Here is a 12436-nt window from a genome sequence, read left to right as displayed (position 1 = left end):
GCAGATCTCCTTATCGGTGTCTCGGGTAGTCATCTGGGCGGTCCGCCTGATCCCTGCGGGCCGGAGGCGGTCGTCCCAGCCGTCGTCAGCTCCGGCGCTCGGCATCGCCGACGGCCACCGCCCGGCGCAGGACGATGGACCCGGAGGAGGGTCGTTCCGTGCTCGACCGTGCGGCAGCGAGAAGCGCCTGCCCGTAGACCGGCCAGCGCTCCGCGAGGTTGGACATCGATGCGTCCGGGGACTGCTCCGTCGCCGTCGCCTCGGCCGCTGCCTCGGCCGTCGGCGGCCTCCGGGTCGCCTCGGGCTGGGCCAGCGGTCGCCCGCGGACGCCCACCACGGCGGGGCCGCCCCAGACCGGAGGGGCCTCGGTGGGATCAGGCTGGACGCTCGGCGTCGCCACCGGCCCGGGGTGATCCGGGACGTCCCGCACCACCGGGTTGGGCTGGGTGATGGCATCCTCGAACCGGCTCGACTCGACCGGTGCGTCGACGGGACCGGGTGTCGGGCCGGCCGGGGTGCGCTCGGCCGGCGTCGGGCGCTCGACCGGTGTCGCGCTCTGAACCGGCGTTGCGCGCTCGACCGGCTTCACGTTCTGCGACGGCGTCACGTTCTGCACCGGCGTTGTGTGCCTGACCGGCGCGTGCCGTGCCGTCGTGCCCTCCACAGTGGTGCCCTCGACCGTCCGGCCGTGTCCGGTCGCGCCCGCCGCTTCGCCCGGGTCCCGGGTCTGTCGGCGGTGCCGCCCGGGCGTGCTGCCGGAGGAGTCCTCGACGAGAGCGCTGACCAGTTCCCGGATGACGGCGCCCTGGGCGCCCGCTCTTGCCGCCGGCAGCGCCAGGGTGTTCTGGACCGTGTCCGGCACCAGGTCCGGCTGCTCGCCGCCCTGCCGGTGGTCCGTCCGGGACACCGCGCCGATCACCACGACACCGGCCAGCGGAAGCCCGAGCCGCTGGACGAGTCGGGCCGCCCGGGTGCTGTCGTCAAGGTTGGTCCGACCAGCCCGTACGACCAGCAGCACGCCGTCCGCGTGCTGGGCGAACGCCGAGATCTCCCGCCCCGCCAGGATCGGCGGAGCGTGCACGAGCACGCAGTCCTCGTCCTCGCCCAGGGTGTTGAGCAGCCCGCCCAGATCGTGCAGGGCCTGCGTGTCGGAGCCCTCGCGGGGCTCGGCGGGCAGCACGGTCAGGGTGGGGAAGTCGACCAGACGCACCGGCGGGCACTTCTGCGTCAGCACCTGCTGCCAGGTGTGCGGCGCCTCCGGGAAGTGACCGGACAGCACCGGGTCCCGGACCGCCCCGTCCACCAGTGTGGCGCGGCAGTGCTCGTCGGCCATGCCGAGACCGAGCAGCGCGGTCACCAACGCCTTGCCGTCGTCGTCGTGGGCGCTGGTCACCAGCAGCCTCCGACGTGGCAGCGGGGCGGTGAGCACGCTGAGCGTCGAGATCGTGGCGCGTACGGCGTCGGCGACGTCGGTGCGGCGGTACAGCGCGGCCGCGTGGTGGCGGGCGAACCGGCGCGGCAGCTTCGGCAGCACTCCGAGGACCGGCAGGCCCAGGCGCGCCTCGATCTGCCCGACGTCGCGCAGCCGGCTGTCGAACCGGTCACGGAGAAGGGTCGCGCCCCACCCCGCCAGCAGACCGGCCAGGGCCCCGAGCACGCCGTTCAACATCGGCTTCGGGAAGGCGGGCGTGACCGGCGGGCTGGCGGTGTCGAGCACCCGGGCGTTGATGCTGGTCGAGCCGCCCATGTCCAATCGGCTCAACTGCTGGCTGACGGCACGGGAGGCCGCGTTCGCGATCGCGGCGGCCTGCGTACCGGTGCCGGCGCTCGCGTGCACGGTGATGATCTGGAGACCGAGTTCGTACTCTCCGCTGACGTGCCCGAGCACCGCGTGCTCGGGCAGTTGCAGCGAGCGTGCCGCCTCGATCGCGACCTCCCGGGATCCGACCAGCCGGGCGATGGTCGGCGTGAGGTTCTGCGCGAGGGCTAGGTCCGCCGGCTTGTCCTCCTCGGTCTGCTCGGCGCTGACCAGCACGGACGCCTCGGCCTCGTAGCGTGCCGGGAGGAGCTGGGTGACTCCCTGGGCGGCGGCCAGGCCCGCGCACAGGCCGATCAGCGGTACGCCCACCCGGCGCCAGGAGACACCGAGCAGGCCCTTGACATCTATCGACGCGCTCATCAGGCGATCGCCTCTCTTGTTGGTTGCCCGGCCTCGGCGGGCGGTGTGCGAAGGGAGCGGGTGGGGGACCGCAGTCCGCGCCAGGTCGTGCAGAGGGTTTCGGCGATGCGGTCCCAGCCGAACTCCGTGCCGGCTCGGTGCAGCCCTCGGTTCGCCAGCTTGCCGGCGAGTGCGGGATCGTCGCGCAGTCGCGCGAGGCGGGCGGCCAGCGCGGGGACGTCGCCGGCGGGGAAGACGAGACCGGCGTCGCCCACCACGTACGGGATCTCGCCGACGTCGCTGCCCACGACGGGTACGCCACAGGCCATGGCCTCGACCAGCACCCGACCGAACTGCTCACGCAGCGGAATGCCGATCCACGGCAGGGTGTTGCGTTGCACCACCTCGACCGACGGCATCGCCAGCGCGTCCATCCGGTTCAGCAGGGCGGGCAGCTCGGCGTGCCCGGCCCAGCCGTGCCGGTGCACCCGGCCGGGACGCCGCGCGGCGGCCCGCTCGATCTCGCCGCTCAGGCTGCCGTCCCCGACCAGCGACACGTCGCAGTTGACCAGCTCGGCGGCGCGCAGCAGGTCGGCCACGCCCTTGTGCGGTTCGAACCGCCCGACGAACCCGACCGTGAACGGGCGCGTGGCCGAATCGGTGGGCAGTGGGCGGAAGACCCGGGTGTCCACGCCGAGCGGCACGATCGTCGCCGGGCCCCGGTAGCCCTTGACCCGCAGCACGTTAAGCGCGGCGGGAGTGATCGGGAAGGCGTGGTTCACGGACAGGTAGGACTGCCGCTCGATCCGGGGAAACGGCACCGGAAAGCGCGTGACCACGTTCTGCGCGGCGTACAACGTGGTGGGGACCCCGGCCCAGCAGCGCTGACGCAGCCGCAGCGCCTGCCAGGTGGTGAGGTACGCCGCCTCACCGATGACGTGCAGGATGTCGGGACGGGCGGTGGTCACGTCGTGCTGGCCGGGCAGCCGGAACAGCACCGACGCCATGTGCCCGGTCAGCGACTCGCCGAGCAGGTGCGGGACGACGTGGTACCGCAGCCGGTGGTGTCTGCGAGCCAGCCGGGCCAGCTCGCGTCGCGTCGTCGGGGACACGTCCGCGGCGAGCACGGTCAGGGTGACGTCCGGCTGTTCGCACAGCACGTCGAACAGGTCCGTCCAGTGCTCGGTGCGCTTGCCGACGACCGTGGTCAGGACGTGCATCACGCTCCTCCTCTCGTCTCAGGTCGGGTGATCGCGATTCGGCCGACGCGGGCCCAGGCCCGCAGTCGTGCCCTTCCGGCGCGGGGTTGTACGGGCCACCGCACCCCGGCCAGACCGATACCGATCAGCGCGCGCAGGAGCACGGCACCGCGTACGGCGCGCAGGGTGCCGGCTCGGTGGCGGGCGAAGAACCGCAGCATGCTGCGGTACAGGTGTGGCCAGATCCAGGCCGGGTCGGAGCTGCTCGCGCCGCCGGTGTGCACGGCGGTCACCGAGGGCACGTACAGCACCTCGGCGCCACGGCGGGCGGCCTGTAGGCACAGCTCCTCGTCCTCGTAGTACAGGAAGTAGCCCTCGTCGAGCCCGCCGATCGCCACGAACAGGTCGGTCCGCACCGCCAGGCAGGCACCGGAGAGCCAGTCCACCGCCACCGGCTGCGCACCCCGCACACAGGCGTCGTACGCGGCCCGGCGCTGCCGGCCGCTGAGCAGCCGCCGGAGCCCGACCGGCACCAGCGCCCCACCGAAGCGGCTGGCCAGCACCGTGACGAGGGATTCGAACCGGTGGGCGCTGATCGCGATCCGGCCGTGCGCGTCGATGAGCCGTGGTCCCACGATGCCCACCGATCCTCGGGCACGGATGACCCGGACCAGCTCCGCCACCGTGCCGGGAGTGACCACACAGTCCGGGTTGACCAGGAGCACCACATCGGTGTCGACTCCGGCCGCGGCCCGGTTCACGGCAGTGGCGAACCCGGTGTTGGTCGGGCTGGCGAGGACCGTCACCTCCGGAAAGCGGCGTCGGACGAGCTCGACCGTGCCGTCGGTGGAGGCGTTGTCCACCAACCGCACCGGCAGCTCGGCCTGCCGCAGCGCGGTCAGGGCGGCGACGATCTGTCGCTCCGAGTTGTGGGTGACCACGACGGCGGTGGCGGCGGGCTGTCTCATGCCGTGACTCCCGTCCGGTGCAGTTGCCGGCGCAGGAGCGGGGCTCCGGCGAGTCGCCGGAGCCGCTCACCGTCCTGCTGGGCCGTGAGGAGGGTCAGCGCCGGCAGGAGGCCCAGCTCCCAGTGCCCGTCGGTCGGCGCGGCGAAGACGGCGGCGGCCAGGAAACCGCAGGACAGCGCCGCGAACGGCAGCGTGATCCCGTCGCGACCGCGCAGTCCGACGAGGATGCTGCGCAGGATCGGCCAGAGGACCAGCAGAAGGCCGACCAGCCCCAGGTTGGCCAACACGGTGACGTAGAAGGCGTGGTAGACCGGCCCGACGTCGGTGAAGGTGAAGCCGGACAGGTAGATGTCCGGCGTGGTCTGGCCGAGCCCGGCCCCGACCAACGGCTGGTCGGCGAAGACGTTCAGGCCCACCGACGACTCCACACCCCGGTAGCCGGCCGACTGCTGGAATCCCTTGGTGATCTCGCCGGCTCTCTCGCGTACCCCCGGTTGCAGGGCGAGGACCGACGCCACCGCGACCGCCGCGACGGCGGTGGCGGCCAGGCCGGTCCGGACGGTGCGGCCACCGCGGACCAGCATGATCAGCAAGGTCAGCGCGGCGGCGAGCCAGATTCCCCGGTACGACGCGAGCAGCACGTCGACGGCGAAGAACCCGCCGAGCAGGAGGACGCCGTTGCGACGCCAACCCCTCAACCGGCCGGCGACCCAGATCAGCGCCGGGATCGCCATGAGTGTGATGAGTCCGCCGTGCCGCCCCGGCGCGGCGACCGAGATGGCGGTGAAGGCGGCCGCCAGCACCACGTACAGGACACCGGCGGCCAGGACGCGACGGGGCGTGGTGAGGGTGTGGGTCGCGACGAAGAAGTACACCGGGATCGTGGCCACCTGGTACGCGGCGACCAGCACCTCCGTCGGGAGGTTGCCGACGGCCAGACCGTAGATCGCCGCCACGACGGTCAGGCCGATCAGGCCCAGCATGCCCAGGTCGGCGGCGGTGCGTCGCGGTGGCGCCTCCACCCGCAGCCAGTGGCGTAGGGCCAGCGCGGCACCGCCGGTGGCCAGCAGCAGCACCTTCACCGCGATGAACCCGCGCACGTCCCCGCCGCTGAGCAGGGCGCCGACCACGGCGCCGCCGACGATTCCGACCGGCAGCACGGCCCAGGGCCAGAGCAGGAACACGCCCCAGCTCAGCACCGCGACGGCGGCGGCCAGGCCGATCGGCCCGGGCAGCAGGGTCACCACGGTCACCAGACCGCCCAGCCCGGCGCCACCGAGCAGCACGGTGGGTGCGACGATCGGCACTCTCATCGGGGCAACCCCGCCAGCAGTGAGCGCAGCTGTACGCCCCGGGCCGACCAGCTGTTGCGGGTGGCGAGCGCCCGGCGTCGGGCCGCCTGCTCCGGTGAACCGGCACCCAGCGCGTCGCCGATGGCGGCGGCGAAGCTCGGCGCGTCGCCGGCGAGGGCGATGGTGTCGGCCAACGCCCGCAGCGCCGGCAGCGGCGTCGCGACGACGGGCTTGCCGAGGGCGAGGTACTCGTAGCACTTCTTCGGGTGCACGTAGTCGACCAGGCCGCCGACCCGGTAGGGGATGATCGTGACGTCGCAGGCCCGCAGGATGGCCGGAACGTCCGCGAATCCGACGGCGTCGACAAGCTCCACATTGGACAACTGGGTCAGCGGAGCGCGGCCGGCGCGGGTCGACGGGCCGATGAGCAGGAAGGTCCACTCCGGGTGCGCCCGGGCGACCTCGGCGACCAGGTCCGCGTCGAAGGCACGGGTGTCGACCGCTCCGCTGTAAGCGATCAGGGGCCGGCGCAGCCCGGTCAGCCAGGGCGCGACCGGGCCGTCCGGCGAGAAGTGCTCCGGGTCGCATCCGTTGGGCAGCACGACCGGCGCCGGATCGAAGGCGGGCATCCGTTCCGGCAGCGCGCTGGACGAGGCGAGCACGAGGTCGGCGGCGCCCACGGCCGAGCGCAGCGCGCGGCGGAGGTGCCGACGGTTCCAGCGTCGGGTGAACGTCCAGTCCAGGTCGGTGGCGTCGTACACCACGGCGGCCGCGTCCAGCCGGGCGGCGACCGGCGCGGCCAGGTCCTCGTCCAGCCACAGCAGTCGTACCGAATCGGCGCGCTGCCGGAACCACCGGCGGAGCAGGCGCGCGGCGAACCAGCGGTTGGCCCGGTTGACCAGCGGCAGGTGGCGGCCGAGCGGAAGCAGCGCCGGCCCGGCGCACTGCCACAGGCCGTCGGCGACCTGCCGGACGCGGACGCGCCACCGGGGGAGGTGCCCGGCCGGGTCGACGAAGAGCACCCGGTGGTCCACAGTCATCTGACGGGCCAGCGCGTGCTGCCGGTGGGCGCCGTTCGCCCACGGGGTGCCGCTGAAGACGACCACCCAGTCCCGGTCGTCGGTGGGGGTGACGACCGTGGGTGCCGGTCGGGCCGCCGGTGGCAGGGTCGCGTGCTCAGCCACGGCCCGTCCGTTCCATCGGCCGGGGCGCTCCGGTCGGCAGCAGCTCGTCCTCGCCCAGCCGGCCGAGCACCGGGCGGGCGCGCTCGTCGTCGAGTCGCAGCAGGCGGGCGCCGGCCTGGCGGTCGAGCCAGCCCCGCAGCGCACTGGCGGCGACCCGACGGTTGATCCAGTTGATCAGGGGCACCGAGTCGCCCAGGGGCAGCGCGGTCGGTGGCGCCGCGTGCCAGGCCGCCGAGCCGATCGGGGTCACCTCGCACCGCCAGCGGGGACGCCGTGCCGGCGGATCGACGAAGAGCAACCGCTGCCCACCCGCCAACTGCCCCAGCACCGAGGAATGGCCGTCGACGGACCAGCGGGAGCGGCTGAACAGCACCACCCAGTCGCGGGTGTCGCCGTCGGGCAGCGGGCCGACGTCGCCGCGCAGCGCGGCCAGCAGGTCGGTCAGGCCCAGTTGTACGGGTCGGCCGAAGAGCCGCTTGACCAGGTGGTCGGCGAGCAGGGCGGCCCGGAACGCCATCATCCGGTGCCGAGGCTGGGTCATCCGCAGATAGCCGACCAGGCTGCCCAGGAGGTGTCGGAAGCGGATGGTCGGCCCGAGCAGCCGGCACGAGGCGCCCCGGCTGTGCGTCACCACCGCGTCCGGGAGCATCCACAGCTCGTGCCCGGCCTGGTCGAGCTGGCGGGCGAGGACAGCGTCGTTCCAGTAGACGGGGAAGGTCTCGTCGAAGATGGTCTGCTGCCCGAGCACCCCACGGCGCAGCAGCATGCAACTGCCCGAGGCGAGTTGCCGCGGACGGCTGAAATCCTCACCGCGCATCTGGAAGCGGTGCAGCGCCTGCCGGAACCCGGGCAGTCGGCGCAGCGCGGTGACCAGCGCGATGGTCGCGACGAAACTCGGCTGTTGGACGTAGTGCTGCTGGAACGTGCCGTCCGGGTTGAGGTACAGCGGGCTGACCCCCGCCACGTCCGGCCGCTCCCGCAGGTAGTCGATCATCCGGGACAGCGCGCCCGGGTGGAACCGGACGTCGCTGTTGAGCAGCAGGATCAGCTCCCCGGTCGCCCGGCGGTACGCCTGGTTCACCGCGGCGGCGAACCCGGTGTTGTGGTTGTTGCGGATCAGGCGCACCCGGGGTTGGCCGGCCAGCAGGTCCGCCGAACCGTCGGACGAGCCGTTGTCGACCGCCACCACCTCGTAGTCCAGGTCGGCGTCGGCGGTCGCGGCCAGCGACTCCAGGCACTGCCGGGTCTGCTCTCGGGTGTTCCAGCTGACCAGCAGCACCGACAGGTGGGGTGTACTCATCACGCCACCGCCCGGTCGTCGCGCCGGGCGAAGACCCGCAGCAGATCGCCGAGCTGCGGATGCGTCACGCGGGGCGAGCCGCTGGCCGCCACGTCGGCGACCAGCAGATCCCTCGCGTTGCGCAGCCGCCCCCAGGGACGCCAGTAGAACCGCGAGAACACCGTGTCGTGGGCGATCACGCGGAACCCGGACTCCACCAGCATCTTGCTCAGCGTGTCCGGGGTGAAGTGCCAGCGGTGGTACGCCGGGGCGATCGCGGGCCACGCGGTGCCGAGGCGCTGGGCGGCGGCGGAGGCGATGTTGGGTACTTCGAGGGCGAGCCAGCCGCCGGGGGTGAGGGCGTCGTGGGCGGCGTGCAGGAAGGCGCGGGGGTCTTCGACGTGTTCGAGGACGTGGAAGGCGCAGACGACGTCGGCGGTGAGGGTGGGTGCGATGTCCTCGAAGTAGCCCTGGCGTACGGGCATGTGCAGGTGGTCGCGGGCGAAACCTGCCGCCGCGTGGCTGACCTCGATGCCGCTGGCGCTGATGCCGGCGCGGTGGGCCGCCTCCAGGAAGTAGCCACCGGCGCAGCCGGCCTCGAGAAGGACGCCGGGGCGGACGGTGGACCGCAGCCAGCGCAGCCGCCGGCCCGCCTCGAACCGGCGTTGGTCGGCGGAGGTGAAGTAGTCCTGGTACCCGTCCGTCGTGTAGTACGCCTCGTCGTACAGCTCCTCCGGCGCCGGGGCGCTGCCGGCGGTCCAGACGAAGCCGCAGTCGGGGCAGCTCCACAGCAGGTCGCCGAGGGTCGGCGAGTGCCCGCCGGCGCGGCCGCAGAGCTGGCAACGGACCAGCTCGATCCCATCCAGTTTCATCAGGTACTCCGTCTGGTTCGTGGCGTCCGGGCGATCACCCGGAGCAGATCGCCGAGGCGTGGATGGGTCAGCCGCGGTGAGCGGAGCCCGATCAGGTCGGCGGGTAGGAGGTGTCGTGCGTGCCGCAGCCGGTAGCGCAGCGGCATGTAGTAGCGAAAGACCGTGGTGTCCTGCTGGACCACCTCGAAGCCGGCGTCGGTCACCAGCCGGACCAGCGTGTCCGGGGTGAAGTGCCAACGGTGGTAGCGCGGTTGCAGACCCGGCCAGGCGGTGCCGAGGCGCTGGGCGGCGGCGGAGGCGATGTTGGGCACTTCGAGGGCGAGCCAGCCGCCGGGGGTGAGGGCGTCGTGGGCGGCGTGCAGGAAGGCGCGGGGGTCTTCGACGTGTTCGAGGACGTGGAAGGCGCAGACGACGTCGGCGGTGAGGGTGGGTGCGATGTCCTCGAAGTGCCCCTGGCGTACGGGCACGTGCAGGTGGTCGCGGGCGAAGCGGGCGGCGGCGTGGCTGACCTCGATGCCGCTGGCGGTGATGCCGGCCTGCTGGGCGGCTTCCAGGAAGTAGCCGCCCGCGGGACCAGCTTCGAGCAGGACCCCGGGGCGGACGGTGGACAGCAGCCAGCGCAGCCGTCTGTTCGCCTCGAACCGGCGGGGCTCGGCCCGGAAGTAGTCGTCGTAGCCGCCGGCCGCGAAGTAGTCCTCGTCGTAGAGCCCGTCCACCCCGGCCTGCTCCTGCGCGGTCCAGCTGAACCCGCAGGCCTCGCAGCGGCGCAGCAGTCCGCCGAGTCGGGGCCGGTGCTCCTGCCGTGGCCCACACACCAGGCACCGAGCGGTGCGGTGGTCGACGCTCATCGCGGGCCGCCTGTCGTCGGCGACAGTAGGGCTGCGGGGGCGCGCAGCAGCCGGTGCAGCCGCATCCGGTCGCTCGCGCCCACGTGCCCGCTGGCGGCCAGCAACGCGGCGGCGACGAGCAGGGTCAGACCCACCCGGGTGGACACGGCGAGGGCGGCGTCGAGTCGTCCCGGCCCGTCCGGCAGGAACTGGCTGGCCGCCGCGGTGACCACCCCGGCCGCGACCGCCGCGGCGACCGGCGGCCAGACCGCCCGCACCAGCGGCGCCAGCGGCCGGGCCGTGGCCGCGTGGAAGTACGCCAGGAAGTACCCGGTGCTGAGCACCACCGCCAGCGCGGTCGACAGCGGTACGCCCAGTGGCCCGCACAGCAGCAGCAGCGGCACCGTGAGGGCGAGGTTGAGGACGACGGAGAGCAGCACGTACCGCGTCTCCAACCCGGGTCGACCCTCGGCGCGGGCGACGATCGTCGCCGCCCCCGTGATCAGGTTGAGGGCGTACGCGGGCGCGAGGATCACGATGTTCGCCGCGGCCCAGGAGACCTGGTGCCCCAGCCACAGCCGGACCAGCGGATCGGCGCTCACCATGAGGGCCGCGGTGGCCGGGGCGAGAAACAGCGCGAGATAACGGGTGGTGACCAGGTAGAACCGGTCCAACCAGCCGGCACCCCGGGTGACCGTGCGGGCGACGGCGGCGGGGAACAGCACGATGAGGGCGAAACCCGGCGGTAGGCGGAGCAGGTTGAGCAGGCGACTGCCCAGGTCGAAGCCGCCGGCGACGGCGGGGCCGAAGACGCCACCGAGGACGAGGCGGTCGAGTTCCACGTTGACCATGCCGGCGCCGCTGGAAACCTGCACCCGCATGCCGTAGCCACCGATCCGGCGTACGTCGCCCAGGTCGATCCGCCCCCAGCGGGGGGACAGGTCCGGGCACTGGCGGTGGGTGGCCGAGGCCAGCAGGAGGGTGCGCAGAGCGCCGGTCGCGGCGGCCGAGGCGGCCAACGCCACCAGGCCGCCACCGAGGCGTACGACCAGGATGGCCAGCGCGGCCGCGAGGATCGCGGTGCCGGCGGTGATCGCCGCGAGTGACCCGTAGCGCTGACCGCCTTCGAGCACGGCCCGCCACGGCAGCTCCACGGCACCGGCCACCAGGCCGACGACCAACCAGAGGGTGGCGTGCCACGCCTCGTCGGCCAGGTTCCCGAGGCGCAGCAGCCCGGCGAGCCACGGCCAGCAGGCGCCGATCGCCCCCAGGGTGAGCAGGCCCAGCAGCACGGCCCAGCCCAGCCCCAGCCCGAGCAGTCGTCGCACCAGCTCGCGGTCGGCCGCGCTCTCGGCCCGGGCCACCTCGCGCACGAGCGCGGAGCCGAGTCCGAGGTCGATCAGCGCGGCCATTGCCAGCAGACCGGCCAGCACCACCCAGATCCCGAACTCCTGCGGCCCGAGGTGCTGGTAGATGACCGGCACCGAGACCAGCCCGGACAGCGCCATGATCACCCGCGCGGCCAGCATACTGGCGGTGTTGCGGGTGACCCGGGTCCCGACCGCGGTGGCGGCGCTAGCCACGGGGGAACCCCCGGAACAGCTCGACGACGGTCAGCAGGAGCAGGGCCAGGTCGACGCGCACCGAGCGGCAGTTGAGGTAGAGCAGGTCGCACCGGAGCTTGTCCTCGACGGTTGCCGCGTACCCGCCGGTGAGCTGTGCGATGCCGGTCAGCCCCGGTCGGATCAGGTGCCGCAGGTCGTAGTGGGGCAGCCGTTCGAAGCCGGCGATGAACTCCGGGCGTTCGGGGCGGGGCCCGACCAGGCTCATGTCGCCGCGCACCACGTTCCACAGCTGGGGGAGCTCGTCCAGACGGGACCGTCGCAGCCAGCGTCCGACCCGCGTGATCCGGACGTCGTCCCGCTGGGCCAGGACCGGGCCGGTGGCCTGCTCGGCGCCGACCCGCATGGTCCGGAACTTGACCACCCGGAACAGCCGGCCACCCGCTCCGACGCGTTGCTGGAGATAGAACGGCGGGCCGGTGAACGACACGACGGCGATGATCGCGACGATCAGCGGGACCACCACGACGGCGCTGAGCAGGATCACGCTGAGGTCGAAGAACCGCTTCGGCCACTCGCGGCGGGGTCGGCCCGCGCCTGATCCCAGCCGGATCCACGGCAGCCCACCGAAACGAGCCATGGCGGGTGCCCGCAGCAGGCCGTAGACCGGCCGGGCCAGCACCATGATCTCGACGCCGACGCTCATGCAGCTGGTCATGATGCGCTCGTCGATGCTGTCCAGTGAGTGCTTGAGCAGCAGGAGCCGGGGGCGGACGCGGACCAGGAGCCGTACGAGATCCTCGGCGCAGGCCGGCACCGGGAGTCGGGCGGCCACGTCGAACTCCTCGTCGAGGCGGTCGGGTGGCGTGACGGTGTCGTTGGGCTCGAGCACCACGACGCGGGTCCGCCGCCCGTTCTGGTCCGATCGGGTGGCCCGCTCAGCGCGGTCGAGGAGTTCCTCGAGTCGGGTCGGAATGCCCAGGCCGGACGCCGACGGTGATCGGGGGGTGGTGACGTCGTACGTGGCCGCCCCGTCGATGCCCAGTACCGGGGATGTGTCTGCCGCGACGGGACCTGGGGTCTTCCTCAACACGC

General features: G+C 73.1%; 10 protein-coding genes. All 10 read right to left on the bottom strand.

Features of this window, described 5'->3' with window-relative positions; translation table 11 throughout:
• Positions 1-85 precede the first annotated feature (85 nt).
• From LADH09A_RS05715 to LADH09A_RS05670, 10 genes are read right to left on the bottom strand one after another with little or no spacing between them, the layout of a single operon-like run.
• Positions 86-2179, bottom strand: a complete 2094-nt coding sequence (locus LADH09A_RS05715; protein WP_238643677.1) for a hypothetical protein — start codon at positions 2177-2179, stop codon at positions 86-88.
• A complete protein-coding gene (locus tag LADH09A_RS05710; protein WP_238643676.1) occupies positions 2179-3378 on the bottom strand; it encodes a glycosyltransferase family 4 protein in 1200 nt (399 codons plus the stop codon). The genes LADH09A_RS05715 and LADH09A_RS05710 overlap by 1 nt, the downstream gene beginning before the upstream one ends.
• On the bottom strand, positions 3378-4325 hold the full coding sequence (locus LADH09A_RS05705) for a glycosyltransferase family 2 protein (protein WP_238643675.1): 948 nt from the start codon (positions 4323-4325) through the stop codon (positions 3378-3380). The genes LADH09A_RS05710 and LADH09A_RS05705 overlap by 1 nt, the downstream gene beginning before the upstream one ends.
• On the bottom strand, positions 4322-5638 hold the full coding sequence (locus tag LADH09A_RS05700) for an O-antigen ligase family protein (RefSeq protein WP_238643674.1): 1317 nt from the start codon (positions 5636-5638) through the stop codon (positions 4322-4324). The genes LADH09A_RS05705 and LADH09A_RS05700 overlap by 4 nt, the downstream gene beginning before the upstream one ends.
• A complete protein-coding gene (locus LADH09A_RS31840; protein ID WP_238643673.1) occupies positions 5635-6801 on the bottom strand; it encodes a glycosyltransferase in 1167 nt (388 codons plus the stop codon). Before LADH09A_RS31840 ends, LADH09A_RS05700 begins: the two co-directional genes overlap by 4 nt.
• On the bottom strand, positions 6794-8101 hold the full coding sequence (locus LADH09A_RS05690) for a glycosyltransferase family 2 protein (protein ID WP_238643672.1): 1308 nt from the start codon (positions 8099-8101) through the stop codon (positions 6794-6796). The genes LADH09A_RS31840 and LADH09A_RS05690 overlap by 8 nt, the downstream gene beginning before the upstream one ends.
• Positions 8101-8952: a class I SAM-dependent methyltransferase gene (locus LADH09A_RS05685; protein WP_238643671.1), complete on the bottom strand. Its 852-nt coding sequence runs from the start codon at positions 8950-8952 to the stop codon at positions 8101-8103. Before LADH09A_RS05685 ends, LADH09A_RS05690 begins: the two co-directional genes overlap by 1 nt.
• Positions 8952-9800 (bottom strand): class I SAM-dependent methyltransferase, encoded by an 849-nt coding sequence (locus LADH09A_RS05680; protein WP_238643670.1) that lies wholly within the window; start codon positions 9798-9800, stop codon positions 8952-8954. The genes LADH09A_RS05685 and LADH09A_RS05680 overlap by 1 nt, the downstream gene beginning before the upstream one ends.
• Positions 9797-11362, bottom strand: a complete 1566-nt coding sequence (locus LADH09A_RS31835; RefSeq protein ID WP_238643669.1) for a lipopolysaccharide biosynthesis protein — start codon at positions 11360-11362, stop codon at positions 9797-9799. The genes LADH09A_RS05680 and LADH09A_RS31835 overlap by 4 nt, the downstream gene beginning before the upstream one ends.
• On the bottom strand, positions 11355-12434 hold the full coding sequence (locus LADH09A_RS05670) for a sugar transferase (protein WP_238643668.1): 1080 nt from the start codon (positions 12432-12434) through the stop codon (positions 11355-11357). Before LADH09A_RS05670 ends, LADH09A_RS31835 begins: the two co-directional genes overlap by 8 nt.
• Positions 12435-12436: the final 2 nt, after the last annotated feature.

Origin of the sequence: Micromonospora cabrerizensis (assembly GCF_022230955.1) — a bacterium.
GTDB lineage: Bacteria > Actinomycetota > Actinomycetes > Mycobacteriales > Micromonosporaceae > Micromonospora > Micromonospora cabrerizensis.
This window is presented reverse-complemented; position numbering and strand designations above follow the sequence as displayed.